Raw genomic sequence first — 25,043 nt, 5'->3', positions numbered from 1 at the left:
GATCACGGGTGGCCGGGCGGGACCCTGCCCGGCCACCCGACGGACCGACCCCGCTGTCCGCGGGGCCCCGCAGCACGGGGCCCCGCAGACGGCCCCGAGGCCCCGCCTCGGCACACAGGAGACCACTCATGTCCCACGACGCTGCCCTCGGCGTGCCCGCGCACAGCGGCCCGGCCGGCCCCGCTGCGACCGGCCCTGCGGCGACCGGCACCGCGCCGACGGGCGAGCCGCCCGCCCCGCGCCGGCGCCGCCCGCCCTCGGCGCCCTACCTGCTCCTCGTCCCCGCCGTCGTCGCGCTGCTCGCCGGTCTGGCCTACCCGGTCGGCAAGCAGGTCGTCATGTCGGTGCAGAAGTACGGCCTCGAGCAGCAGTTCGGGCAGCCGCCCGAGTTCGTCGGGCTCGACAACTTCGTGCGCATCTTCACCGACGACGCGCTGTGGGCCGTGGTCGCGCGCTCGGTCGTGTTCTGCATGGTCAACGCGCTGCTCACGGTCGTGGTCGGCCTCGCGCTCGCGCTGCTGATGCGCGCGGTCACGACGCCCGTCCGGCTCACCCTGCAGGTCTGCCTGCTGCTCGCGTGGGCGATGCCGATGGTCGCGGGCGTCACGGTCTTCAAGTGGCTGTTCGACTACCGCACGGGCGTCGTCAACTGGCTGCTCGTCAAGGTCGGCTTCGACGGCATGGCCGGCTACTCGTGGCTCTCGCAGCCCATGACGTTCTTCTTCGTCGCGACCATGATCATCGTCTGGATGTCGGTGCCGTTCGTCGCGCTGTCGCTGTACGCGGGCCTGACGTCGGTGCCCGAGGAGGTGCTCGAGGCCGCGCGCATCGACGGCGCGAGCGGCCGGCAGCAGCTGTGGCACATCCTGCTGCCGATGGTCCGCCCGGTCCTGTCGATCGTCCTGCTGCTGCAGATCATCTGGGACCTGCGGGTGTTCGCGCAGATCCGGCTCCTGCAGGACGCAGGCGCCCCGGTGTCCGAGACCAACCTGCTCGGCAACTTCATCTACGAGCTCGGCATGAGCCGCCAGGACTTCGGCGGGGCCGCAGCCGTCTCGATCTTCGTGCTGGCGCTCACCGTCCTGCTGAGCTGGCCGTACGTCCGCAGCCTCATGAAGGAGGACGCATGAGCGCCATCGCGCCCGCGCGCCCGTCGCAGGGCAAGGCCCGCGACCTCGCGACCAGGAAGCACGCACCGCGCGCGAACCGCCGCCGGGTGCGCGCCGTGGCCCTGGGTGCCCTCGGCATCCTCGCCGCGCTGATCTGGGTCTTCCCCGTCTACTGGATGGTCCTGTCCGCGTTCACGCCCGCCGCGTACCTGCGGGCGACGACGCCGCAGTTCCTGCCGCTGCACGCCACGACGACCAACTTCTCGCGCGTGCTCGAGGGCGGCGACTTCGCGACCGCGCTCAAGATGAGCACCGCGATCACGCTCCTGACGGTGCTCGCCGTGCTGGTCTTCGCGTTCCTCGGTGCGCTCGCGATCAGCCGCTGGAAGTTCCGCGGCCGCACGTCGTTCGTCCTCGCGGTGCTGTTCATCCAGATGCTGCCGGCCGAGGGCCTGTTCATCGCGCAGTACAAGATGCTCTCGTCGGTCCACCTGCTCGACTCCGTGATCGGCGTGACCGTGCTCTACACGGCCGCGGTGATCCCGTTCACCATCTGGATGCTGCGCGGGTTCGTCGCGGGTGTGCCCGCCGAGCTCGAGGAGGCCGCGATGGTCGACGGGCTCTCGCGCACGCAGGCGTTCCTGCGGATCACGTTCCCGCTGCTCGCGCCGGGTCTCGTGGCCTCGGGCGTGTACGCGTTCCTGCAGGCGTGGAACGAGTTCACGGTCGCGCTCGTCGCGCTGCCGTCGCAGTCCAGCCAGACGCTGCCCCTGTGGCTGCGCAACTTCCTGTCGGCGTCCGCCAACCGTGGCGTCGACTGGGGGCAGGTCATGGCGGCGTCCACGCTCATCGCGATCCCGGTGATCATCTTCTTCCTGTTCGTGCAGGGCCGGATGACCTCGGGCCTCGTGTCCGGCGCGGTCAAGGGCTGAGCGCATGTCCGAGCTCAGCACCGACGGCCGCGCGAGCGCTGCCGGCGACCGACGACCCGCCGTCGGCGTCGACGTCGGCGGCAGCACTACCGTGACGATCGTGCTCGACGACGCGGGCCGGGTCCTGGCGCGCGACGTGCGGCCGACCGGCAGCGGCGCGCAGCGGATCGCCGCCGACGTCGCCGACGCGGTGCGCCGTGTCGTGGCGGACGCGGGCCTCACGCCGGCCGACCTCGTCGGCGTGGGCGTGGGCGTCCCGGGCGTGGTCGACGCCGACGCGGGCACGGTCACGAACGCGGTCAACCTCGGGATCGACGGAAGCGCACCGCTCGCCGGACTCGTCTCGCGCGAGCTCGACGGCGTGACCGTGCACCTGGAGAACGACCTCAACGCGGCGGTGCTCGGCACGGCCCGGCACCTGACGGCCGCCGGTGAGGGACCGGTCGACGACCTCGCGTTCATCGCGCTCGGCACCGGTCTGGCGGCAGGGCTCATGCTCGACGGCCGCCTGCGGCGCGGTCCGCACCGCGCGGCCGGCGAGATCGGCCACCTGCGGTTCGTGCCCGACGGCCTGCCGTGCAAGTGCGGCCAGACGGGCTGTCTCGAGCGGTACGCGTCGGGCTCGGCCCTCGACGCGGCGTGGCCGTCGCGGTCCGGGCGTCCCGCACCCGTCGAGGTGTTCGAGGCGGCGGATGCGGGCGACGAGCGTGCGGTCGCCGTGCGGGACGAGTTCCTGACGGCGGTCGCGGGCGCGGTGCGCGTGCTCGTGCTGACGTGCGACGTCGGCCGGGTCGTCATCGGCGGTGGCGTGAGCCAGCTCGGTGAGCCGCTGCTGCGCGGTCTCGTCGCCGAGCTCGACCGCCAGGCGGCGGCCTCGCCGTTCCTGGCCGCCGCGGACCTGCCCGGCCGCGTGCGGCTCGCCCCCGCGGGGGTGCCGCTCGGCGCCGTCGGCGCCGCTCTGGTCGCACGAGGAGGAAGCTGATGGAGGTCGTCATCGCCCCGGGTCCGGAGCTGGCCCGCCTGGCGGCCGACGCGATCGAGCGGCTGCTGCGGGCCCGCCCGCAGACCGTGCTGGGTCTGGCGACCGGGTCGAGCCCGCTCGCGGTGTACGACGAGCTCGCCCGGCGGCACACGCAGGACGGGCTGTCGTTCGCGCGGGCACGCGCGTTCATGCTCGACGAGTACGTGGGCCTGCCGGCCGACCACCCGGAGCGCTACCGCAACGTCATCGAGGCGGAGATCGCCTCGCGCGTCGACTTCGCCGAGGGCGCCGTGCAGGGTCCGGACGGCCTGGCCGACGACCTGGTCGAGGCCTGCGCGGCCTACGAGCGCGCGATCGCGGACGTGGGCGGCGTGGACCTGCAGCTCCTGGGCATCGGCACCGACGGGCACGTCGCGTTCAACGAGCCGGGCTCGTCGCTCGCGTCCCGCACGCGCATCAAGACGCTCACGCGCCAGACGCGCGAGGACAACGCGCGGTTCTTCGACGACGACGTGTCCCAGGTGCCGACGCACTGCCTGACCCAGGGGCTCGCGACGATCATGTCGGCCCGCCACCTGGTGCTGCTCGCGCAGGGGCGGGGCAAGGCCGAGGCGGTGCACCAGCTCGTCGAGGGCCCGGTCAGCGCGCTGTGGCCCGCGACCGTGCTGCAGCACCACCCGCACGTCACGGTGCTGGTCGACGACGCCGCGGCGAGCCGGCTGCAGCTCGCGGACTACTACCGCGAGACCTACGCCGCCAAGCCCGCGTGGCAGGGGCTCTGAGGGACGCTCGGGGGGTGGGCGGTGCGTGAGGCATGTCGGACTCCCGACGTAGACTTCCGCGCATGAGTGAACCGCTGTCCTCGCCCGCCGGCCCCGACGACCCGTTCGGTCCGGACCAGGCGACGGGGACGAGCGTCCTCGAGCGCACCGAGGCGACCGAGCAGGTCGAGCCGGGCGATCACGAGCGCTTCGCGCACTACGTGCGCAAGGAGAAGATCACCGAGTCGGCCGTGACGGGCAGGCCCGTCGTCGCGCTGTGCGGCAAGGTCTGGGTGCCGGGTCGCGACCCGAACAAGTTCCCGGTCTGCCCGGTGTGCAAGGAGATCTACGACGGGCTCCGGCCGCCGCAGGACGGCGACGGCGGCCCGGGCGGAGGGTCGTCGGGCGGCTCGGGCGGCGGACGCCGCTGGGGCTTCGGCCGCGGCTCGTCCGGACGTTGAGCGCGTCGTTCGAACCGTCCACCACTCACGCGTCGTCGTCGGCGGCATCCCACCTGCCGCCGGCCTTCCCGTCGCGTGCGCCGTGGGGGACGGCAGGCAAGCTGCGTGCGTGGCAGGCGGAGGCCCTCGAGCTGTACCGGGCGCGCGCACCGCGTGACTTCCTCGCGGTGGCGACCCCCGGCGCGGGCAAGACGACGTTCGCCCTGCGGATCGCGACCGAGCTGCTCGAGGCGCGCGTCGTGCGCCGCGTGACGGTCGTCGCGCCGACCGACCACCTCAAGCGGCAGTGGGCGGACGCCGCCGCACGTGTGGGGATCCGGCTCGACCCCAACTTCAGCAACGCGCAGGGCCGGCACGGGCACGGCTTCGACGGCGTCGCGGTCACGTACGCGCAGGTCGCCAACAAGCCCGCGCTGCACGCGGCGCGCACGGGCGCGGCCCCCACGCTCGTCATCCTCGACGAGGTGCACCACGGTGGCGACGCGCTGTCGTGGGGCGACGGAGTCCGGGAGGCGTTCGAGGGCGCGACGCGACGGCTCGCGCTCACGGGGACGCCGTTCCGCTCCGACACCGCGGCGATCCCGTTCGTCCGCTACGACCGCGATGCGCAGGGCATCCGGCGCTCGGTCGCCGACTACAGCTACAACTACGGCGACGCGCTGCGCGACCACGTCGTGCGCCCCGTGATCTTCCTGTCGTACTCGGGCAGCATGCGCTGGCGCACCAAGACGGGCGACGAGATCAGCGCGCGGCTCGGTGAGGCGCTCACCAAGGACATGACCGCGCAGGCGTGGCGCACCGCGCTCGACCCGGGCGGCGAGTGGATCCCCGCGGTGCTCGCGGGTGCCGACCGCCGGCTGACCGAGGTGCGGCGCACGGTCCCGGACGCGGGCGCGATGATCATCGCGACCGACCAGACCGACGCGCGGGCGTACGCGGGGCACCTCGCGCGCCTCACGGGCGAGTCGCCGACCGTCGTGCTGTCCGACGACCCGACCGCGAGCGACAAGATCGACGAGTTCTCGCGCAGCGACTCGCGCTGGCTCGTCGCCGTGCGCATGGTCTCCGAGGGCGTCGACGTCCCGCGGCTCGCGGTGGGCGTGTACGCGACGAGCACCGCGACGCCGCTGTTCTTCGCGCAGGCCGTCGGCCGGTTCGTCCGCGCCCGCAAGCGCGGCGAGACCGCGTCGGTGTTCCTCCCGTCGGTGCCGCAGCTGCTCGCGCTCGCCAACGCGCTCGAGCTCGAGCGCGACCACGCGCTCGACCGCCCGAAGACCGCCGAGGAGGAGGGCGCCGGGTTCAACCCGGAGGACGCCCTGCTCGCGGCCGCCAACTCCGAGCGCAACGGCCCGGACGCGGTCGGGCCGGACGGCGTCCAGGGGTCGTTCGAGGCGCTCGAGGCGCAGGCGTCGTTCGACCGTGTGCTGTTCGACGGCGGCGAGTTCGGCACGGGCGCCGAGGTGGGCTCCGACGAGGAGCTCGACTTCCTCGGCCTGCCGGGCCTGCTCGACGCCGACCAGGTGTCCGCTCTGCTGCGCCAGCGGCAGGCCGACCAGCTCAAGGGTCGTCGTGCACCGCGGGACCCGGCGGCCGAGCTCGAGGCGATGGACCACCGGCGCCAGGCGGAGCTGCGCAAGGAGCTCGCGCAGCTCGTGGGCGCGTGGTCGCGGCGCAGCGGCCAGCCGCACGGCGCGGTGCACACCGAGCTGCGGCGGCGGTGCGGGGGGCCCGAGGTCGCGCTCGCGGACCCGGACCAGCTCGAGTCGCGTGTCGCGATGCTCCGCGGCTGGTTCGTCGGCAAGCGCTAGGTGCACTGGGGGGAGCGTGAGGCGGCGCATCGGCGCTGGCGCGTCACCCGCCCCGGACCGGTAGGCCTAACTCTCTACGTTTCTCCGGCGCGACCTGGGAAGCAATCCCCGTCTCGCGATATGGACAGGTCGGACGGGCCGGTTTGCGTGAGAAGCCGCAGGTCACAGGTGTGGGAGCGCGTGCCATAGCACCGCCCGCCGCTCGCGCAAGTCATCCGTTCGACGTGCCGACCAGGCCCGGGCGCGGGACCGTTGAGGTGCTTCGAGGCCCGGAACACCGCGCCTCGTCCCTCGCCGGCAGCACGCGTGCCGGCCGACGAAAGGAGTACGAGATGCCCTCGTGGCTCATCCTCGTCATCATCGGCGTCGTCCTCGTGATCCTGGGCTTCAGCGGAGTCGGCACGTTCCTGCTGTGGATCGGTATCGCCGTCCTCGTGATCAGCCTGATCCTGGCCCTCGCAGGCGGTCGTCGCCGCGTGTAGCACGACGAACGTCGCCGGACTTCCCCCTCCGGCACCCCAGAGCGCCGGACGCCGGCCCGCTTGCGATGAGCGGGTCGGCGTCCGGCATCTCCGGGCGGTCACGCCCAGCGTTCCGAGGACCGCCCGCACCACCCCGCCCGGACGCGAGCTCGTTCCCCGGGCAGTGGTCGGGTCCGGGCAGTGGTCGGGCAGTGATGCTGCGGTGCGGTCAGGACCGCGGGAGCGTGAGCGTCACCGTGGGGAGCGCGGCCTCGTCGGCCGAGAGCCGGCGTGCGCCGCGGGGGAGCGTGGCGCGGGAGGTGCGGTGCCGCTCGGCGGCAGCACGCACGCCCTGCGGACCGGTCCAGCGCTCGTCGACCTGCCCGTCGACGACGAGCGGGACGTGCAGCGGGCGCAGCTCGCCGGGCCCGCGCTCCGCCTGCTCCAGGGCGTCGAACGCCTCGCGCGCGGCGTCGGCGGACGACGAGGCCGCACGCACGCGCTCGTCGGGACCCGTCACGAGCACCTCTTCCGCGTCGCGTCCGCCGACGACCCGCCGCGCGGCGGACTTGCGCCCCCCGACGCTCGTCTTGGCCGTCGACGCCTTGGCGACGGGCTGCAGCACGCCGTCGGCGTCCTCGCGCGCGACGAGCTTGTAGACCATGCCGCACGTCGGTGCGCCCGAGCCCGTGACCACCGACGTGCCGACGCCGTAGGAGTCGACCGGCGCGACCGCGAGGGCCGCGATCGCGTGCTCGTCGAGGTCGGACGTCACGGTGATCTTCACGGAGTGCGCGCCGGCGGCGTCGAGCTGCGCGCGGACCTCGTGCGCGAGCACGGCCAGGTCGCCCGAGTCGAGCCGGACGGCGCCCAGGCCGGGGCCTGCGGCGGCGAGCGCACGCGCGACGCCCTCCTTCACGTCGTACGTGTCGACGAGCAGCGTGGTGCCCGCGCCGAGCGCGTCGACCTGCGAGGCGAACGCCGAGGCCTCGTCGTCGTGCAGGAGCGTGAACGCGTGCGCCGCCGTGCCGATCGTCGCGATGTCGTAGCGCCGCCCCGCCTCGAGGTTCGACGTCCCCGCGAACCCCGCGACCACCGCCGCGCGCGCGGCCGCGACGCCCGCCCACTCGTGCGCGCGGCGCGAGCCCATCTCGAGGCACGGCCGGTCCACCGCGGCGCTCGTCATGCGCGACGCGGCGGACGCGACCGCGGAGTCGTAGTTGAGCACCGACAGCACCATCGTCTCGAGCAGCACGGCCTCGGCGAACGTGCCCTCGACGACGAGCACGGGGGAGTGCGGGAAGAACGCCTCACCCTCAGCGTAGCCGACGACCGAGCCGCCGAACCGGTAGTCCGCCAGGTAGGTCAGCGTCGCGTCGTCGACGACGCGCTCGTCGGCGAGCCAGTCGAGCTCGGGGGTGCCGAACCGGAACCGGGTGAGCTCCTCGAGCACGCGACCCGTCCCGGCGACCACGCCGTAGCGCCGCCCGGGCGGCAGGCGGCGGGTGAAGACCTCGAACACGCAGCGGCGCCCGGCCGTGCCGTCGCGCAGCGCGGCCTGCAGCATCGTCAGCTCGTAGCGGTCCGTCAGGAGCGCCGGGCTCGGCAGCGTCGTCATGGCGACACGGTAGGCCGAAGCGCGTCCGGCGCGCCCTGCCTAGAGTGGACCCGTGAGCTCCGCACCCCATCTCGACGAGGTCGTCGCCTCCGACGCCCAGGCCTCGCTGGACGCCCCGTGGGTGACCGTCGTGTGGAACGACCCGGTGAACCTCATGACCTACGTGACGTACGTGTTCGAGACGTACTTCGGCCATCCGCGCCAGGTCGCCGAGCACCTCATGCGGCGCGTGCACACCGAGGGTCGCGCGATCGTCTCGCGCGGCACGCTCGAGGCGATGGAGGTCGACGTGCAGGCGATGCACGGGTACGGCCTGTGGGCGACGCTGCAGAGCAGCGGCCGGTGATGCGCGGGTTCGTCGCGCGGCAGCAGGAGTACGTCGCCCGGCTCGACGCCGACGAGCGTGCGGTGCTCGCGGGGATCGCCTCGGAGGTCGGCGTGCTGCTCGGCGCGGTCCCGTTCCGCAAGACCGCGCGTCAGGCGGACGCCGCCGCGTCGGCTGCGCCGACGCCGACGGGGGCGGCGGGAGGCCAGGTCGACGAGGGCGACGACGAGGACGACGTCCCGGGCGACCTGCTGGACGACGGACCGCCGCTGTCCGCGCTCGGCTGGGCCTGGCAGCGACCCGTCGAACGCCCGACCGACCCCGCGGTGCGCCGGCTCCTGCCCGACGCGAGCGACGACCCCGAGCAGGCCGCGGAGTTCCGCCGCCTGACCGACGCGGACCTGCGCGAGCGCAAGATCACCGGCCTGCGCACCTGGTGGCAGGCGCTGCGCACCCCCGGTGGCCCGCAGGGCGACGCGGTCGCGGTCACGGCCGCCGAGGCCCCCGCCGTCGCCGCCGCGATGACGGACGTCCGCCTGGTGCTGGCCGACCGCCTCGGCATCCGGACCGACGAGGACGGCGAGCGGATCTACCAGGAGCTCGCCCAGCCGGCGCCGGCCGCGCCCGACGGCTCGGACGCCGCCGAGGCGATGGCGGTGCGCCGCGCGTTCGTCGGCGTGTACGCGATGCTCTCCGAGCTCCAGGAGACGCTCGTGGGCGCGATGCTCGCCCAGGCGCGTGCGCGGCGGACGTCACAGGGTGGCGCGGAGGGCGGTCGCGGCATCGCGGGCTAGGCTCGTCCGCGTGAACGACGCGCCCATCGGGATCTTCGACTCAGGCGTCGGGGGCCTGACGGTCGCGCGAGCGATCCTCGACCAGCTCCCGAACGAGTCGACGCTCTACATCGGCGACACCCAGAACACGCCGTACGGCACCAAGCCGCTCGCGGCCGTCCGGGCGTTCGCGCTCGAGGTCATGGACGACCTCGTCGACGCGGGTGTCAAGGTCCTCGTCATCGCGTGCAACACCGCGTCGGCCGCGATGCTGCGCGACGCGCGTGAGCGCTACACGCTGCGCCGCGGCATCCCCGTGGTCGAGGTGATCCTGCCCGCGGCACGCCGCGCGGTCGCCGCGACGCGCACCGGAAAGATCGGCGTGATCGCGACGCGCGCGACCGTCGAGTCGCTCGCGTACGACGACGCGTTCGCGGTCGCGCCGGGTGTCTCGCTCGTGACGCAGGCGTGCCCGCGCTTCGTCGAGCTCGTCGAGGCGGGCGTCACGTCCGGCCCCGAGGTGCTGGCCGTCGCGCACGAGTACCTGGACCCGGTGCGCGAGGCGGGCGTCGACACGCTCGTGCTCGGCTGCACGCACTACCCGCTGCTGACCGGCGCGATCTCGTACGTCATGGGCGACGAGGTCACGCTCGTGTCGAGCGCCGAGGAGACCGCCAAGGACGTCTACCGCACGCTCGTCGCGCACGGTCTGGAGCGCACGGCCGACGAGGGTCCGCCGCAGCACCGGTTCCTCGCCACGGGCGATCCCGACTCGTTCCGGACGCTCGCGCGCCGGTTCCTGGGTCCGGAGGTCGACGCGGTCGAGCCCGTCGGGGCGCTGCGGTGAGGCTCGTCGTCCTCGGGTGCGCCGGCTCGTACCCGTCGGTGGACGCCGCCGCCTCGGCGTACCTGGTGCAGGCCGACGACGCCGCGGGCCGCACGTGGACCGTGCTGCTCGACCTGGGCAACGGTGCGCTCAGCCCCTTGCAGCAGTTCGGCGACCCCACCGCGCTGGACGCGATCGGGGTCTCGCACCTGCACTCCGACCACGTCGCGGACCTCGTCGTGCTCAACGTGCTGCGCCGCTACCGCCCGGACGGCCCGCTGCCCGCGGTCGACGTCTGGGGTCCCGAGGGCACCGCGGAGCGCCTCGCGGAGATGGCGGGCAAGGACCCGGCGACGGGCCTCGACGGCCAGTTCCGCTTCCGGACCTGGGACCCGGCCGCGCCGGTCACGGTCGGTCCGCTCACGCTCACCCCGGTGCCGGTCGAGCACCCCGTCCCGGCGTTCGGCATCCTCGTGACGGGTCCGGCCGAGGACGACCCCGGGCGCACGGTCACGCTCGGGTACACGGGCGACACCGACGAGTGCCCGGGCCTGGACGTGCTCGCGTCGACCGACCTGCTGCTGTGCGAGGCGGGCTTCCGCGACGAGCTCGACGACGACGTGCGCGGCATCCACCTGACCGGTGGCCGCGCCGGGTCGGTCGCGCAGCGCGCGGGCGCCGGACGCCTCGTCCTGACGCACCTGACGGCGTGGGAGGAGCCCGCGCAGGTCGTGGCGCACGCGGCCGCGTCGTACGCCGGCCCGATCGACCTGGCGACACCCGGCGCGACGTTCCGCGTGTAGCCGCACGGCGCGCGTCGTGGTGGTCGCACGGCGGGCGCGACCGGGACGACGAGGCTCGGGTCGTTAGGCTCGGGGCATGTCTGCTTCTGCCGTGACCTCTGCGCGCCCGGACGGCCGCGCCCCCGACGAGCTGCGCCCCGTCACCCTCACGCGGCGGTTCCTGACCGCCGGCGAGGGCTCGGTCCTCGTCGAGTTCGGCGGCACCAAGGTGCTGTGCGTCGCGTCGTTCACCGAGGGTGTGCCGCGCTGGCGCAAGGGCTCGGGGCAGGGCTGGGTCACCGCCGAGTACTCGATGCTGCCGCGCGCGACCGACAGCCGCTCGGACCGCGAGTCCGTGCGCGGCAAGATCGGCGGCCGCACGCACGAGATCTCGCGCCTGATCGGCCGCTCGCTGCGCGCGATCATCGACGTCGGCGCGCTGGGTGAGAACACGATCGTGCTCGACTGCGACGTGCTGCAGGCCGACGGCGGCACGCGCACCGCCGCGATCACGGGCGCGTACGTCGCGCTCGCCGACGCGGTCGCGTGGGCGAAGGAGCGCGGGATCGTCGCGAAGGGCCGCACGGTGCTGCGCGACTCGGTGTCCGCGGTGAGCGTGGGCATCGTCGACGGCGTCCCGGTGCTCGACCTGCCGTACGTCGAGGACGTGCGCGCCGACACCGACATGAACGTGGTCGTCACCGGCTCGGGTGCGTTCGTCGAGGTGCAGGGGACGGCCGAGCACGCGCCGTTCGTGCGCGCCGAGCTCGACGCGCTGCTGGACCTCGCGCTGACCGGGACCTCCCGCCTGGCCGCGCTGCAGGCCGACGCGCTCGCGCAGCCCGCCTCGGACGGCTCCGCGACGCGCGCCGCCACGCCGGCGGGCGCGGTGCCGGGCGCCACGACGGCCGACTCGACGGCGACGCAGCAGTGACCGTGCCCGCCGGCGCACGGCTCGTCCTGGCGACTCACAACGCGCACAAGGTCGGCGAGCTGCGCGCGATCCTCGCGCCCGTGCTGCCGGACCTGCCGTCCGGGGCGATCGTCGGCGCGCGCGACGTCGACGCGCCCGAGCCCGTCGAGGACGGCGTGACGTTCGCCGAGAACGCGCTGCTCAAGGCCCGCGCGCTCGCGCAGCTCACCGGCCTGCCGGCGGTCGCCGACGACTCCGGGCTCGCGGTCGACGTGCTCGGAGGGGCGCCGGGGATCTTCTCGGCGCGCTGGGCGGGTCGCCACGGGGACGACGCCGCCAACCTCGCGCTCCTGCTCGCGCAGCTCGCCGACATCGCCGACCCGCACCGCGGCGCGCGCTTCGTGTGCGCGGCGGCGCTCGTCACGCCCGACGGGTTCGAGCACGTCGAGACCGGTGCGCTCGTCGGGACCCTCGCGCACGAGCCGCGCGGTGACGGCGGGTTCGGGTACGACCCCGCGCTCGTGCCGCTCGGCGAGACCCGCACGTGCGCGCAGCTGTCGCCCGAGGAGAAGAACGCGATCAGCCACCGCGGTCAGGCGTTCCGCGCGCTCGCCCCGGTCGTCGCGCGCGTGCTGACGGGCTCCGCGACGCCCGACCCGGTGGCTGATGCCGACGGGTGACGACGCGGGTCGCGGGTCGTCGGGCGGCTCGGCAGGTGCGGTGCAGCTCGTCGCCGACGCCGTGTCGTTCGGGTACCCCGGTCGGCCCGTGCTGGACCGGCTCGACCTGACCGTCTCCGCGGGTGAGCGCGTCGGGCTGGTCGGCGAGAACGGTGCGGGCAAGACGACGCTGCTGCGGGTCCTGGCCGGCGACCTCGTGCCGACCTCGGGCACGGTGCGCCGCACAGGCTCGCTCGCGGTCGTCGACCAGGAGCTCGTGGTCGCGGCCCGGGACACCGTCGGGACGCTCGTCGCCGCGACGGGCGCGACCGTGCGTGCCGTGGCCGCCCGCCTCGAGGAGACGATCGCGCGGTTCGACCACGAGAGCGGCGACCTGGGTGCGCTGACCGCGGCGATGACCCGCTACGAGCAGCTCGCGGCGTGGGACACCGACCGGCGCGTCGACGAGGCGCTGACCCGGTTCGGCGCCCCGCGCGACCCCGAGCGCCCGCTCGACACCCTGAGCGTCGGCGAGCGCTACCGCGTGCGGCTCGCGTGCCGGATCGCCGAGCGCGCGGACGTGCTGCTGCTCGACGAGCCGACGAACCACCTGGACGCGGCCGGGATCGACTACCTCACCGGGCTGCTGCGCGAGTGGGCGGGAGCGGTCGTGATCGTCACGCACGACCGCCAGCTCCTCGACGACGTGATGACCGCGATCCTCGACCTCGATCCCGCGATGGACGGCCGCCCCGCGCTGTACGGCGCGACGCGCTACGCCGACTACCGGTTCGCCAAGGACCAGATGCTGCGGCGGTGGCGTGCGCGGTACCGCCAGGAGCGCAAGCGCGCGGTGCAGCTCGCGCAGCGGCTCGACGCGTCCTACGAGGGCCTGTCCGACGAGTGGCGGCCACCCAAGGGCTCGAACAAGCACCGCCGGGCCACCGGTGCGCGCATCCACGTCAAGGCGGCCGACCGCCTCGTGCAGCGGCTCGAGGCGCAGGCCGTCGCCGTGCCCGTCCCGCCGCCGTCGCTGGTGTTCCCCGACCTGCCGAGCCTGCCGCGACGCGCGTCGACGGGCGCCGACCCGGACCGGCCGCTCGACCCCGACGCCGACCGCGCCGCGGCGCACGAGGGGCCGCTGCTCGAGCTCCGCGCGCCGCGCGTCGTCGGATCGCACGGTCCTCGGCTCGACCTGCCGGGCCGGCGTCTCGAGGTGCTGCCCGCGTCGCGCCTGCTCGTCGTCGGGCCCAACGGCTCCGGCAAGTCGACCCTGCTCGGGGTCCTCGCCGGACGCGTCGGGCTCGACCGCGGCGCACGGACGCTCGCTCCCGGGGTCCGGCTCGGCGTCCTCGCGCAGGAGGGGCCGACCGAGCACGCCGACGTCGAGGGCGCTCCCGGGGTCGGGCCGACGGCGTTCGAGGCGTACGCGCGGCACGCGCTCGACCTGCTCGAGGGCGGGCTGCTCGACCCGGACCAGCTCGTGCCCGTCGCGGCGCTCGGGCTGCTCACCGAGGAGGACCTCGAGCGACCCGTGCGCGAGCTCTCGGTCGGTCAGCGCCGGCGGTTCGACCTCGCGTGCGCACTGCTCGCCGCCCCGCACGTGCTCGTCCTCGACGAGCCGACCAACCACCTGTCGGTCGGGCTCGTCGACGAGCTCACCGCGGCGCTGCGCACGACGTCCGCCGCGGTCGTCGTCGCGACGCACGACCGGCGCATGCGCGCCGACCTCGCGGACTGGCCGGTGCTCGACCTGTCGTGACAGCTCGCCCGGGGTGACGACCTGGCGGAGCCGACGACCTGGCCGAGCCGACGACCTGGCCGAGCCGACGAGCGGGCCGAGCCGATCAGCGGGCCGGGGCGACGGGCGGAGCGCGTCAGGGCAGGCGGCCGACGTGCGCCATCGCCTGGCGCAGCAGCACACCCTGGCCGCCGTTCATCTCGACCTGGACCTGCTCGGCGCACGCCTCCTCGGGCGTGAGCCACGCGAGGTCGATCGCGTCCTGCTGCGGTCGGCAGTCGCCGAGCACCGGCACGACGTACGCGAGCGACACCGCGTGCTGACGCGGGTCGTGGTAGGAGGTGATGCCGGGCGTCGGGAAGTACTCCGCGACCGTGAACGGCTGCGGCGCGGCGGGGATCTGGGGGAGCGCGACCGGGCCCAGGTCCTTCTCGATGTGCCGGACCAGCGCGTCCCGCACGCGCTCGTGGAACATCACGCGGCCCGAGACGAGCGCACGCGACATGACGCCCTCACGCGTCACGCGCAGCAGCAGCCCGACGGCGACCACGTCACCCGAGTCGTCGACCCGCACGGGCACCGCGTCGACGTACACCAACGGCATCAGTGCGCGGATGCGGGCGATCTCCTCGGACGGGAGCCATCCGGAGGGGCGCTCGGGGGTCGGGGGGTAGTCGGCCGTCTCGGTCACCGTGCCGTTCTACCGCCCGGCGGCGCCAGGCCGCCACAGGCGCGCAGGGGAGGAGGGGATGACCTGAGGCACACCCGTCGCGCGGCGCCTCGTCGTCGGGCTCGTTCGTCGGTCCCGTTCGTCGGGCGCGTCGGTCAGGCGCGGTGGGCTCGGGTGCCCGCGGCAGCCGCCGGGCTCGAGTGGCGGGAATAGTGCGGGGGCGCACACGCTTGCAGGAGGCGGACCCCACGACTCAAGGAGGGCCGGATGGCCACCACGACACTGACCGCCGAGACGATCGGTCAGACCATCAGCGAGAACGAGATCGTGCTCGTCGACTTCTGGGCCGAGTGGTGCGGGCCGTGCAAGCGGTTCGGACCCGTCTTCGAGGCCTCGTCGGACACGCACCCCGACGTGGTGCACGCGAAGGTCGACACCGAGGCCGAGCAGCAGCTCGCCGCGGAGCTGCAGATCTTCTCGATCCCCACGCTCATGGCGTTCCGCGACGGGATCCTCGTCTTCAACCAGGCCGGCGCGCTGCCCGGCCCGGCGCTCGAGCAGGTCGTCCAGGCCGTCAAGGACCTGGACATGGACGAGGTCCGCGCGAAGATCGCCGCGGCCTCCGACGGCCAGGCCTGACGCGCCGGCACCCAGCACCCAGCACGCAGCACGACGGAGCCCACCTCCCCGCGAGGTGGGCTCCGTCGCGTCTCACCTCCCCGACGAGCGCGCGCCGGGGAGAGCACCGGCCGGCTGAGCGGTCGTCGAGGCCGTCAGCAGCCCGTGCGGGTCCCGGCGACGACGACGTCGTCGAACCAGAGCGTGTCGGCACCGTCGCCGTAGGACTCCCAGCCGAGCCGCAGGTCGGTGAGCCGCGGTGACCAGGCCTTGTTGAGCCACTGCCCGTCGATGTCGTGCGTCGGCGTGCCGTCGGCGACGAGCCCGGTGACGACCTCGCCGTCGAGCCACGTCGTCACCCGACCGGCGCTCTGCACGAGCGCCTCGACGCAGTGCCACGACCCCGTGGGCAGCGGCCTGCTGAGCGCGACGCCCGCGGGGCTCTGCTCGGGCAGGGTCGCGTCGTCAGACGAGCGGTTCCACTGGAGAGCGGCGTTCTGCCCGCCCATGCGCAGGTCACGGTTGCCGTCGGCGGCGTCCTTCATCGCGAGGAACGTCGTGTGCGAGACGGGCAGCGCGGTGCTGTGCCGCACCCAGAACCTCACGTACGTGCTGCTCGTCAGGCTCGTGAGCGGCGTGGTGGCCTGGACGAACACGTGGTTGCAGTACCCCACGGCGCCGTCCACGCGCAGCGACCGCGAGCCCGTGCGCGCGACGGCGCTGTCGACGACCGCCCGGCCCGAGCCGGAGCAGTCGGGGTACGTCACGGTCCATGCGCCCGACGGCGTCGCGGATGTCTGCGTCTCCAGGCCGTCGCAGAACACCGCGGTGCTGCAGTCCCCGGTCGGCTGCTCGGTCGGCTCCTGGGTCGGCTCGTCGGTGGGCTCCTGGGTCGGTTCCTCGGTCGGTTCCTGCGTGGGCTCGACAGTGGGCTCCTGAGTCGGTTCCTCGGTCGGCTCCTGCGTCGGCGCCTGGGTCGGGGTCGTGCCGCCGTTGCACGCGACGCCGTCGAGCACGAAGTCCGTCGGCGCGGTGTTCGTGCCGCTCCACGTGCCCTGGAAGCCGAACGACGCGGTCTCGTTCGCACGCAGCTCGCCGTTCCACGGCGCGTTGGTCACCGTGACCCGCGAGCCCGACTGCGTGACCGTCGAGCTCCACGCCTGCGTGACCTGCTGACCGGACGGCCACGTCCACGTCAGCCGCCACCCGTGGGTGGCCTCACCCGGCGTCACGCGCACGTCCGCGGTGAAGCCGCCCGGCCACGAGCTCGTGCTCCAGGCCACCTGACAGCTCCCCGCCGCGTGCGCCGCGCCGCCGACGACGACCCCCGCGAGCGTCGTCCCGACGACCGCGGCAGCGGTCGCGGCCGCCGCCAGAGCCGTGCGCCAGCGTCTCGTCCTACGGTGCATGGTGATGCGTCCCCTCGTCGGGGCCCGGCGTCGGCGAGCACGCGGCGACGCGGGCCGTGTGCCCTCGACGCAGGGTGCTCCCGGCGGCGGTCGGGCGGGAAGCACTCAATCGCTTCACCCGGTCGGGTGAAGGTCAGGCGTTCAGGGGCGCGCGGGAGCCCTCGTCGTCGCACTGGTCGTCGCACTCCGGGTGCGGGAGGCGGGACTTGAACCCGCACGCCCGTGAGGGCACCAGGACCTAAACCTGGCGTGGCTGCCGTTTCACCACTCCCGCCGGCCCGCCGATCCTCCCACAGCGGCCGCGAGCACGGCCCGCACCTGGTCGGCCGGGTCCTCGGCCGCCGGGACCTCGGCGGGACGGGACGTCAGTCGAGGCCGAGGTCGCGCCGGAGCTTGGCGACGTGGCCCGTGGCCCGCACGTTGTACTGGGCGAGCTCGACGGTGCCCTCGGCGTCGAGCACGACCGTCGAGCGGATGACGCCCGTGACCGTCCGGCCGTAGAGCTGCTTCTCGCCGTACGCGCCCCACGCCTCCAGGACGCCCCGCGACTCGTCGGACACGAGCGGGAACGTGAGGCCCTCGGCCTGCGCGAACGTCGCGAGCCTGGCCACCGGGTCGGGGGAGACGCCGACGACCGCGAACCCGGCGCCCTGCAGCGCCGCGAGCGAGTCCCGGAAGTCGCACGCCTGCTTGGTGCACCCCGGCGTGCCAGCCGCCGGGTAGAAGTACACGATCACGCGCGAGCCGCGCAGGTCGGAGAGCGTCAGCGTGCCGCCGTCAGCCGTCGGGAGCGTGAAGTCGGGTGCGGTGTCGCCGACGGCGAGGCGGGGCATGGAGGGCTCCTTCGAGGACGGGTGCGGTCGGCGTCAGCCTAGGGTGCCCACGCGGTCCGAGGCGGGTGGGGCCAGGTGCGCGAGGTACCGTCCTCGCGTGAGCGCCACACCCGATCCTCGTGCCGAGCACCCCACGTCGACGAGCCCGGCAGCCCGGGCGTCCGAGGCGGGCGCGCTGCCGATCCGCATGCTCAACGACCGCCTCCTGGTCGAGCTCGACTCGGCCGGCGCCGAGCGTCGTTCGGCGGCGGGCATCGTCATCCCCGCGACGGCCACGGTGGGCAAGCGGCTCGCGTGGGCGCACGTACGGGCGGTCGGGCAGCACGTGCGGCAGGTCGAGGTGGGCGACCGCGTCCTGTTCGACCCCGACGAGCGCGCGGAGGTCGAGCTCGAGGGCCAGACGTACCTGCTGCTGCGTGAGAAGGACGTGCACGCCGTGGCCGCGCCGCGCTCGACGGGCCAGGGGACCGGCCTGTACCTGTGAGCCGGTACGTGCGAGCAGGCGCCGGTCCGGATGCGCGGCGCGGCCGGCTCGGGCTCGTGACCCTCGTCACGGGCAGGCCCACCGGTTCGCTCCCGAGGCCCGGTGCCTGCTAACGTTCTTTCCCGCGCGGCACTAGCTCAACTGGCAGAGCAGCTGACTCTTAATCAGCGGGTTCAGGGTTCGAGTCCCTGGTGCCGTACCAACTCGGAAGGCCCTCGACGTCCACGCGTCGGGGGCCTTCTGGCATGTCGGGCGCCTGCCGTCGCCCCGCGCCGGCGCGAGTGACGAGCATCACGCGCGTCCGCCGCCTGCGCCGCTGGGTACTCTTCGAGCGTGACCACGCCATCGCGTACGCAGCCCGCCCGACTGGCCCTGGCGACCTGTGCCGAGCTGCCGGAGCTGGATCCCGACGACGTCCCGTTGCGCGAGGCCCTCGAGGCGCGCGGCGTCGCCACCGACGTCGTCGTCTGGGACGACCCGACGGTCGACTGGGGGACGTACCACCACGTGCTGATCCGCTCCACGTGGGACTACACGCAGCGTCCCGTGCAGTTCGTCGACTGGACGCGCCGCGTCGAGGCGTCGAGCACGCTGCTCAACCCCGCGGCCGTCGTGCAGTGGAACGTCGACAAGACGTACCTGCGCGACCTCGAGGCGCGTGACGTCCCGACCGTGCCGACGATCTGGCTGGACCCCGCGCGCAACTTCGACTCGCGCGCGATCCACACGCGGTTCCCCGCGTTCGGCGACTTCGTCGTGAAGCCCACCGTGAGCGCCGGCTCGCGCGACACCGGCCGGTACCGCGCCGACGAGACCCCGCAGCGGTCGCAGGCGATCATGCACGCCAAGAACCTGCTCGGCGTCGGCCGCTGGGTGATGATCCAGCGGTACCTGCGGCAGGTCGACACCGTCGGCGAGACCGCGCTGGTCTTCTTCGACGGCGAGTTCTCGCACGCGGTGCGCAAGGGCGCTCTGCTGCAGGGCCCGTACAAGGAGGGCTCAGACGAGGGCCACCTGTACCACGAGGAGACCATGTCGCCCGCCGAGCCGAGCGAGGCCGAGCTCGAGCTGGCGCGCAGGGTCGTCGGCGTGCTGCCCGACGTCCTGGGGGCGTCCGAGCCGCTGCTGTACGCACGCGTCGACCTGATCCCCGACGACGAGGGCAACCCGGTCCTGCTCGAGCTCGAGCTCACGGAGCCGAGCCTGTTCTTCCAGCACGCCGACGGTGCGCTGGACCGGTTCGTCGACGCGGTGGTCGCGCGCGTCACAGCGTGACCGGCGTATCCGTGTGCGAAGTGGCGGTGCGGAGCCGTTACACTCGTCCACGGCTCGGTTCCGCCGAGGCATGGTGGCTATAGCTCAGCAGGTAGAGCACCTGGTTGTGGTCCAGGGGGTCGCGGGTTCAAGTCCCGTTAGCCACCCCAGCACGACGAAGGGCGCCGACACATCGTCGGCGCCCTTCGTCGTCCCGGCTGTTCGCGACGTCGTCAGGGCTTGGCGACCGACGTCGCGACGATCTGCGCGGCGATGCGGCGCGCGGCGTTCGAGTCCGGGCCGGGGGCAGCCGGGAAGAGCGCGGCGCGGTAGTAGCGCAGCTCGTCGATGCTCTCGAGGATGTCGGCCAGCGCGCGGTGCCCGCCGTTCTTGGGCGGCGACGCGAAGTACACGCGCGGGTACCAGCGGCGCGCGAGCTCCTTGATCGAGGACACGTCGACGATCCGGTAGTGCAGGTGCGCGACGAGCTCCGGCATGTCGCGCTCGAGGAACGCCTTGTCGGTGCCGACCGAGTTGCCGGCCAGCGGGGCCCTGCCCGCGTCGGGCACCCACGTGCGGACGTAGTCCAGCACCTGGCGCTGTGCGTCCTCGAGCGTCGTGCCCGTGGGCAGCGCGTCGAGCAGGCCCGAGGTGGTGTGCATGGTGCGGACGAAGTCGCCCATCTGCTCGAGCGCCTCCGGCGGCGGTGCGATCAGCACGTCGACGCCCTCGCCGAGCACGTTGAGCTCGGAGTCGGTGACGACGACCGCGACCTCCACCAACGCGTCGGCGCTCAGGTCGAGCCCCGTCATCTCGCAGTCGATCCACACGATGCGGTCGGCGCTCTCGTGGCCGTTGGTCTGCTGGCTCGTCGTGCTCGTCACGCGGCCCAGCCTAGGGCGAGCGGCGTCGTCACGCCGTCACCGGCTCTCCGGCCGCGGGGCTCGGCGACGCCCGTCGGGTCCTCCGGCGCACGCGGCGCAGCGGCTCGGTGGTCAGCCGCGGCGGCCGTCGTGCGGCTCGTCGGACGGCTGGGACGACCGGTCGTCGGACCCGTCGTCGGGAGGGGGAGAGGGGACCGTCGAGGCCACCCAGGCCGCCACCGGGACGAGCAGCAGCACGCCCAGCCCGACCGTCACGGACGTGCTCGAGGCGGTGCCCGCCCACCGCAGGACGACGGCGATGACACCGCCCGCCAGGATGCCGACGAGCAGGCGCTCGAGCCACACCGTGACCCGCGAGCGGGGGTCGACCGGTGGTGCGGACCCGGCGTGGCGACCCATCAGCGGGCCCGGCCTCGCGGGCCGTCGAAGCGGGCCTGACCTGCGTGCATGGCGCCATCGTGGCACGTGCGGCGCGACCCGACCCGCCAGGCGCGCGACACGCCCTCAGGCGGGGGACGGACCTGCCCCGGAACGCGAGAACGGGCGTGGCCCGAAGGAGGACCACGCCCGTTCCTGGGGCTGGTTGCGCGTCGCCATGATCAGAAGGCGGCGCTGGCACGCACGGGTCGCGGCGCGGCGTGCGCGGCACGGTGTGCCGCACGGCGTTCCGGTGGATGACTCGAGGCGTGCTTCTCGTGTTGCCGAGCCCGGCGGCGAGCCAGCTCGGACCGGGCCTGCAGCTCACGCTGCTGGACCTGGAAGAGGTCGAAGGACAAGAAGGCATGCATGAGGAACTCCTGACGGGGTGGGGTGGGGTTGCGGTCGAGCCGCGGACGAGCCGTCCGCCGAGGTCCCGTGGGGCCCCGGTGCGACGACTGAGCAGGACCACTGGACCACGAGCCAGATACGTGGGTCACGCTCATTTCTGCGCGGACCTGCGTGGGGCGCACGTGGGGCGCGCACGTGGGGCGCGGTCCGGTCAGGGGCCGCAGGGCGGCGTCCCGCGCCGACCGTGGGAGAACGGCACGCACCAGGCCCGGTAACCTGCGGCACCTAGGCCCCCGTAGCTCAGTGGACAGAGCAGCCGCCTTCTAAGCGGTCGGTCGCAGGTTCGAGTCCTGCCGGGGGCGCCCACCGTCTGGGCGCCCACCGCCGGTGTGGTTGCGGTTCCCGGGCCGGGTCCGCGCGGCCGTCACGCTGCACCCGTACGGCCGCCAGGTCGTCGACGCGCGTCGGGCTGCTCGTCCGGTTCCGGACGAATCGGAACCCGGTCGACCGCGTGGCGCGTTTGTGCAGGTCATCCCTGGCCGCGAGAATGGGCGCCGTGAGCGTCCAGCCCGGCACCACGGCAGCAGAGCCCGCGGGAGACGCCCCGGCGGGCGCGGCCGCGAGCCTGCTGACGGACGGCCCGGCGGGCGGGTCGACGGGAGAGCCTGGGGGCGGTCCCGTCGGCGGGGGTGCGCGCCACGCGCTTCCCGAGGTCGACGAGGCCGAGCGGCACGCCGGCCGCCACACCGCCGACGACCCGCGCGAGATCCTCGCCCGCCCGCTGGCCGCGGGCTCGCTGCTGGACGCGGTGCGTGACCTGCGCCGGGACGTCGAGGAGACGACGTTCCCGCTCGACCTGCCGGGCACCGCCGCGGCGCGCGCGTCGCGTGCACGGCTGGTCGACCAGCTCCGCGAGCACCTCGTGCCGCGCCTGACCGAGCTGTCGGCGCCCGCGGTGGTCGTCGTCGCCGGGTCGACGGGTGCGGGCAAGTCCACGCTCGTGAACTCGCTCGTCGGCCGCGAGGTGACGACCGCGGGCGTGCTGCGCCCGACGACGCGCGAACCCGTGCTCGTGCACCACCCGGGCGACGCCGACCTGCTCGCCGCGCACCCGCTCGTCGGGACGGCGCGGGCGATCGCCGACGAGGCCGTGCCCCGCGGCATCGCGCTGCTCGACGCGCCCGACCTCGACTCCGTGCTCGACGCCAACCGCGACGCGGCCCACCGGCTGCTCGAGGCGGCCGACCTGTGGCTGTTCGTCACGACGGCCGCACGCTACGGCGACGCGCTGCCGTGGCGTGTGCTGCAGGACGCGGTCTCGCGCGGCGCGTCGATCGCGATGGTGCTCAACCGCGTCCCGTCGTCGTCGCTGCCCGCGGTGCGCGGCGACCTGCTCGCGCGGCTCCGTGAGCACGGCCTGGCGGGATCCGCGTTGTTCGTCGTGCCCGACCAGGGACCGCACGAGGGTCCGCTCGAGCCGCGTGTCGTCGCGCCCGTGCGGCGCTGGCTGCTCATGCTCGCGGGCCCGGACCGCGCGCGGACCGTGATCGGACGCACGCTGCGTGGGTCGCTGACGGCCCTGCGGGCGTGGGTCGACGAGCTGGCCGAGGCCGTGCAGGACCAGGCGGACGCCGCCGCGCAGGTCGGTGCGCTGCTCGACGCCGCGGTCGCCGAGCCGCTCGAGCGCGCGAGCGCGGCGGTGGCGCGCGGCGACGTGGCCCGCGGTGCCGTGGGCGTGCGCTGGGCCGAGCTGACGTCCCCGCGCGGTGCGCTCGGGTCCGTCGTGCGCGGCGGGAAGGTGCGCGGCTCGGGTCGCGGACGCGCCGAGCGCGAGAGCGCGGTCGGCGCGCTGCGCACCGAGGTGACGCACGCAGCGACCGCCGTCCTGACGGCGTCCGCGCAGGACGCCGACCGTGACCTGCGGGCGGCGCTCGCGGACGGGCCGCCCGGGGCGGTCGCCGTGCTCGAGCGGTGGGCCGCGCGCCCGACCGGGCCCGACGGTGCGTCCGAGCAGGCCGCGCGCGCGTGGGTCGGGCAGGGCATCCGGGCGGTGCGCGCCGCGCTCGCGGACGACGCGGTGGACGCCGCGACCCGCAAGCGGCGCGACAAGGCCGTCAAGGCGCTCGGCGAGGAGTCGCTCGCGACCGTCGCGCTGGCCGCCGCCGCCGGCCTGGACGATGCGAGCGCGACTCTCGGCACGCTCGTCGGACCCGCAGCGCCGGGCGTGGTGGACGACCTGCGCGACGACCTGGAGCGGCGTGCGCGTGCGCGCGTGACTCTCGTGCGGGACGACGCCGCCGCGCCGCTCGCCGATCCGGACCTCGCGTCCGACGCCGCGTCGCGCCTGCGCCTGCGGCTGGCCGTGATCAAGGGGCTCACATGAGCGCGTCGACGACGAGCGTGACGGTCGGTGAGGAGACGCGTGCGCTGCAGGCGCGCGTGAGCGCGCTCGAGGACGCGCTCGAGCTGGGCGGGACGCGGCTCGACCCGGACGGCGCCGACGAGGCCCGCGCGGCGATCGCGCGGCTGCGCGAGCGGCTCGCGCTCGGCGTCGACCACACGGTCGTGGCGCTCGCCGGCGGCACGGGCTCGGGCAAGTCCAGCCTGTTCAACCGCGTGTCCGGGCTGCAGTTCGCCGAGGTCGGGGTGCGTCGTCCGACGAGCTCGCAGGTCACCGCGTGCGTCTGGGGGCCGGGCGGTGCCGACGTGCTCGACTGGCTCGGCGTGCACCCCGACCTGCGCATCCAGCGCGAGAGCCTGCTGGACGGCGAGACCGAGGCGCCGCTGCGCGGGCTCGTGCTGCTGGACCTGCCCGACCACGACTCGGTCGAGCCGGCGCACCGTGCGGTCGTCGACCGGCTGCTGCCGCAGGCGGACCTCCTGGTGTGGGTGGTCGACCCGCAGAAGTACGCCGACGAGGCCCTGCACGCGGGCTACCTGCGTGCGCTCGCGGGCCAGGACACCTCGATGCTCGTCGTGCTCAACCAGGTCGACACCGTGCGGCCGCAGGAGCGCGAGCCCCTGCTGGCGGACGTGGCGCGTCTGCTCGCCGACGACGGACTGCCCGACGTGCCGGTGGTCGCGGCCTCCGCGGTGACCGACGAGGGCATCCGCGAGCTGCGCGCGGGTCTCGCGGCCGTGGTCGCGGAGCGGTCGCTCGCGGCACGGCGCGCCGAGCAGGAGGTCACCGCGACCGCACGGCGGCTCACCGAGGGCGTCGCCCCTCGCGAGCCCGCCCCGGCCGCCCTCGCGACCGGCCCGATCGTCGCCTCGCTCGCCGAGGCCTCGGGCATGGACGCCGTCACCGACGCGGTCGCGGCGGCCGTGCGCGGACGTGGTGTGCGGGTCCCGCAGATCGTGCCGGTGCACCCCGACGCCGTGCGGCTCGCGCGCGACTCGTGGCTCGCGGGAGCGACCGCGGACCTGCCGGCGCGGTGGGCCGGCGCGGTGCGCGAGCGGGTGGCGGGCGCCCAGGACCTGGGGCGTCACCTGGGCGAGGCGCTCGGCGACGTCACGGTGACCGTGCGGCGCTCGCGCGCAGCCGCGGTGCTGGGCGTCGTCGCGGGCGTGCTCGGACTCGCGGCGCTCGTCGTCGGCGGTATCGGCATGGGCGAGCTCGTGGGCGGCAGGGGAGTGGGCGTCGCGCTCGAGGTCGGGATCGGCTGCGCGATCGTGGCGGCCGTGTGCTTCGTCGTGTCGCGCGTCGTGCGCAACCGGGCGGCGCAGCGCAGCAGCCAGCGGGTGCGGGACGAGGGCCGCGCGGCGATCGAGGCGGTCGCGCGCCGCGACCTCGTGCAGCCCGCGGCCGAGGTCGTGGGCGAGCACCGTAAGGTGCGCGGGCTGCTCGAGGCCGCGCGCGGCTGACCCGCGACCCGACCCCAGCCCTCGTCATCGCCGGATCCGTCCCCAGATCGTCTCTGCCACCCTCCCGATGGCGCGCCCCGCCGCGAGGCTGCGGGCACGCGCTCCGAT

The 25,043-nt window shown here is 74.7% G+C and carries 25 protein-coding genes and 4 tRNA genes; 22 read left to right on the top strand and 7 right to left on the bottom strand.

The features are described from left to right. Nucleotides 1-128 precede the first annotated feature (128 nt). The 7 genes from CPE01_RS00770 (at nt 129) to CPE01_RS16260 (ending at nt 6,535) form a co-directional block, all read left to right on the top strand. On the top strand, nt 129-1,130 hold the full coding sequence (locus tag CPE01_RS00770; RefSeq protein ID WP_146804735.1) for a carbohydrate ABC transporter permease: 1,002 nt from the start codon (nt 129-131) through the stop codon (nt 1,128-1,130). Next, nucleotides 1,127-2,041, top strand: coding sequence for a carbohydrate ABC transporter permease (locus CPE01_RS00765; RefSeq protein ID WP_146804734.1), 915 nt, complete (start codon nt 1,127-1,129; stop codon nt 2,039-2,041). Before CPE01_RS00770 ends, CPE01_RS00765 begins: the two co-directional genes overlap by 4 nt. A 4-nt stretch (nt 2,042-2,045) precedes the next feature. Then, nucleotides 2,046-3,023 (top strand): ROK family protein, encoded by a 978-nt coding sequence (locus CPE01_RS00760; protein ID WP_146804733.1) that lies wholly within the window; start codon nt 2,046-2,048, stop codon nt 3,021-3,023. Continuing rightward, nucleotides 3,023-3,805 (top strand): glucosamine-6-phosphate deaminase, encoded by a 783-nt coding sequence (gene nagB, locus CPE01_RS00755; RefSeq protein ID WP_146804732.1) that lies wholly within the window; start codon nt 3,023-3,025, stop codon nt 3,803-3,805. The genes CPE01_RS00760 and nagB overlap by 1 nt, the downstream gene beginning before the upstream one ends. A 62-nt stretch (nt 3,806-3,867) precedes the next feature. Beyond that, nucleotides 3,868-4,245 carry a DUF3039 domain-containing protein gene (locus CPE01_RS00750; RefSeq protein ID WP_146804731.1) on the top strand — a complete coding sequence of 126 codons (378 nt, stop codon included), beginning with the start codon at nt 3,868-3,870 and terminating at the stop codon, nt 4,243-4,245. Continuing rightward, nucleotides 4,242-6,053 carry a DEAD/DEAH box helicase gene (locus CPE01_RS00745; RefSeq protein WP_146804730.1) on the top strand — a complete coding sequence of 604 codons (1,812 nt, stop codon included), beginning with the start codon at nt 4,242-4,244 and terminating at the stop codon, nt 6,051-6,053. Before CPE01_RS00750 ends, CPE01_RS00745 begins: the two co-directional genes overlap by 4 nt. A 332-nt stretch (nt 6,054-6,385) precedes the next feature. Next, the gene (locus CPE01_RS16260) at nt 6,386-6,535 is read left to right on the top strand and encodes a hypothetical protein (RefSeq protein WP_186811346.1); all 150 of its coding nucleotides are present in this window, start codon (nt 6,386-6,388) and stop codon (nt 6,533-6,535) included. Nucleotides 6,536-6,743: 208 nt separating this feature from the next. On the opposite strand, the gene CPE01_RS00740 is transcribed toward CPE01_RS16260, so the two are convergent. Next, a complete protein-coding gene (locus CPE01_RS00740) occupies nt 6,744-8,132 on the bottom strand; it encodes a nicotinate phosphoribosyltransferase (RefSeq protein WP_146804729.1) in 1,389 nt (462 codons plus the stop codon). 52 nt (nt 8,133-8,184) lie between these two features. Between CPE01_RS00740 and clpS the strand changes: the two genes are divergently transcribed. From clpS to CPE01_RS00705, 7 genes are all read left to right on the top strand, one after another. Then, nucleotides 8,185-8,478: an ATP-dependent Clp protease adapter ClpS gene (gene clpS, locus CPE01_RS00735; RefSeq protein ID WP_146804728.1), complete on the top strand. Its 294-nt coding sequence runs from the start codon at nt 8,185-8,187 to the stop codon at nt 8,476-8,478. Beyond that, nucleotides 8,448-9,251: a DUF2017 family protein gene (locus CPE01_RS00730; protein ID WP_246783642.1), complete on the top strand. Its 804-nt coding sequence runs from the start codon at nt 8,448-8,450 to the stop codon at nt 9,249-9,251. Before clpS ends, CPE01_RS00730 begins: the two co-directional genes overlap by 31 nt. Nucleotides 9,252-9,261: 10 nt before the next feature. Then, nucleotides 9,262-10,077: a glutamate racemase gene (gene murI, locus CPE01_RS00725; RefSeq protein ID WP_146804726.1), complete on the top strand. Its 816-nt coding sequence runs from the start codon at nt 9,262-9,264 to the stop codon at nt 10,075-10,077. After that, nucleotides 10,074-10,859 carry an MBL fold metallo-hydrolase gene (locus CPE01_RS00720; protein ID WP_146804725.1) on the top strand — a complete coding sequence of 262 codons (786 nt, stop codon included), beginning with the start codon at nt 10,074-10,076 and terminating at the stop codon, nt 10,857-10,859. The genes murI and CPE01_RS00720 overlap by 4 nt, the downstream gene beginning before the upstream one ends. Before the next feature lie 76 nt (nt 10,860-10,935). Then, entirely contained in the window at nt 10,936-11,772 is an 837-nt protein-coding gene (gene rph / locus CPE01_RS00715) for a ribonuclease PH (protein ID WP_146804724.1), read from the top strand. Then, nucleotides 11,769-12,431: an RdgB/HAM1 family non-canonical purine NTP pyrophosphatase gene (gene rdgB, locus CPE01_RS00710; protein ID WP_146804723.1), complete on the top strand. Its 663-nt coding sequence runs from the start codon at nt 11,769-11,771 to the stop codon at nt 12,429-12,431. The genes rph and rdgB overlap by 4 nt, the downstream gene beginning before the upstream one ends. Then, nucleotides 12,418-14,172 carry an ABC-F family ATP-binding cassette domain-containing protein gene (locus CPE01_RS00705; RefSeq protein WP_146804722.1) on the top strand — a complete coding sequence of 585 codons (1,755 nt, stop codon included), beginning with the start codon at nt 12,418-12,420 and terminating at the stop codon, nt 14,170-14,172. The genes rdgB and CPE01_RS00705 overlap by 14 nt, the downstream gene beginning before the upstream one ends. Nucleotides 14,173-14,287: 115 nt before the next feature. Here CPE01_RS00705 and CPE01_RS00700 read toward each other — a convergent pair whose 3' ends face one another. After that, a complete protein-coding gene (locus tag CPE01_RS00700) occupies nt 14,288-14,842 on the bottom strand; it encodes an NUDIX hydrolase family protein (RefSeq protein ID WP_146804721.1) in 555 nt (184 codons plus the stop codon). 246 nt (nt 14,843-15,088) lie between these two features. On the opposite strand from CPE01_RS00700, the gene trxA reads away from it, so the two are divergent. Further along, the gene (trxA, locus tag CPE01_RS00695) at nt 15,089-15,460 is read left to right on the top strand and encodes a thioredoxin (RefSeq protein WP_146804720.1); all 372 of its coding nucleotides are present in this window, start codon (nt 15,089-15,091) and stop codon (nt 15,458-15,460) included. Between the two features lie 134 nt (nt 15,461-15,594). On the opposite strand, the gene CPE01_RS00690 is transcribed toward trxA, so the two are convergent. The 3 genes from CPE01_RS00690 to CPE01_RS00680 all read right to left on the bottom strand — a co-directional run bounded on the left by CPE01_RS00690 (nt 15,595) and on the right by CPE01_RS00680 (nt 17,681). Next, the gene (locus tag CPE01_RS00690; RefSeq protein WP_146804719.1) at nt 15,595-16,848 is read right to left on the bottom strand and encodes a cellulose binding domain-containing protein; all 1,254 of its coding nucleotides are present in this window, start codon (nt 16,846-16,848) and stop codon (nt 15,595-15,597) included. Between the two features lie 191 nt (nt 16,849-17,039). Continuing rightward, a tRNA-Leu gene (locus CPE01_RS00685) sits at nt 17,040-17,122 on the bottom strand. A gap of 91 nt (nt 17,123-17,213) precedes the next feature. Continuing rightward, nucleotides 17,214-17,681, bottom strand: a complete 468-nt coding sequence (locus CPE01_RS00680; protein ID WP_146804718.1) for a peroxiredoxin — start codon at nt 17,679-17,681, stop codon at nt 17,214-17,216. Between the two features lie 187 nt (nt 17,682-17,868). On the opposite strand from CPE01_RS00680, the gene CPE01_RS00675 reads away from it, so the two are divergent. The 4 genes from CPE01_RS00675 to CPE01_RS00660 all read left to right on the top strand — a co-directional run bounded on the left by CPE01_RS00675 (nt 17,869) and on the right by CPE01_RS00660 (nt 19,589). Beyond that, a complete protein-coding gene (locus tag CPE01_RS00675; RefSeq protein ID WP_146804922.1) occupies nt 17,869-18,165 on the top strand; it encodes a GroES family chaperonin in 297 nt (98 codons plus the stop codon). 126 nt (nt 18,166-18,291) lie between these two features. Beyond that, a tRNA-Lys gene (locus CPE01_RS00670) sits at nt 18,292-18,367 on the top strand. 131 nt (nt 18,368-18,498) lie between these two features. After that, nucleotides 18,499-19,440: an ATP-grasp domain-containing protein gene (locus tag CPE01_RS00665; RefSeq protein WP_146804717.1), complete on the top strand. Its 942-nt coding sequence runs from the start codon at nt 18,499-18,501 to the stop codon at nt 19,438-19,440. 73 nt (nt 19,441-19,513) lie between these two features. Then, nucleotides 19,514-19,589: transfer RNA gene (locus CPE01_RS00660), tRNA-His, on the top strand. 63 nt (nt 19,590-19,652) lie between these two features. Here CPE01_RS00660 and orn read toward each other — a convergent pair. Continuing rightward, nucleotides 19,653-20,303, bottom strand: a complete 651-nt coding sequence (orn, locus tag CPE01_RS00655) for an oligoribonuclease (protein WP_146804716.1) — start codon at nt 20,301-20,303, stop codon at nt 19,653-19,655. A gap of 111 nt (nt 20,304-20,414) precedes the next feature. Beyond that, nucleotides 20,415-20,702 (bottom strand): hypothetical protein, encoded by a 288-nt coding sequence (locus tag CPE01_RS00650; RefSeq protein WP_146804715.1) that lies wholly within the window; start codon nt 20,700-20,702, stop codon nt 20,415-20,417. A gap of 658 nt (nt 20,703-21,360) precedes the next feature. Here CPE01_RS00650 and CPE01_RS00645 point away from each other — a divergent pair. The 3 genes from CPE01_RS00645 (at nt 21,361) to CPE01_RS00635 (ending at nt 24,935) form a co-directional block, all read left to right on the top strand. Beyond that, nucleotides 21,361-21,433, top strand: a tRNA-Arg gene (locus CPE01_RS00645). A gap of 194 nt (nt 21,434-21,627) precedes the next feature. Continuing rightward, complete coding sequence (locus CPE01_RS00640) at nt 21,628-23,454, top strand: dynamin family protein (RefSeq protein ID WP_246783641.1); 1,827 nt, start codon at nt 21,628-21,630, stop codon at nt 23,452-23,454. Beyond that, nucleotides 23,451-24,935, top strand: coding sequence for a GTPase (locus tag CPE01_RS00635; protein ID WP_146804713.1), 1,485 nt, complete (start codon nt 23,451-23,453; stop codon nt 24,933-24,935). The genes CPE01_RS00640 and CPE01_RS00635 overlap by 4 nt, the downstream gene beginning before the upstream one ends. The last annotated feature ends 108 nt before the right edge of the window (nt 24,936-25,043 follow it).

The sequence above is a fragment of the Cellulomonas persica genome (assembly GCF_007989825.1).
Classification (GTDB): domain Bacteria; phylum Actinomycetota; class Actinomycetes; order Actinomycetales; family Cellulomonadaceae; genus Cellulomonas; species Cellulomonas persica.
This window is presented reverse-complemented; position numbering and strand designations above follow the sequence as displayed.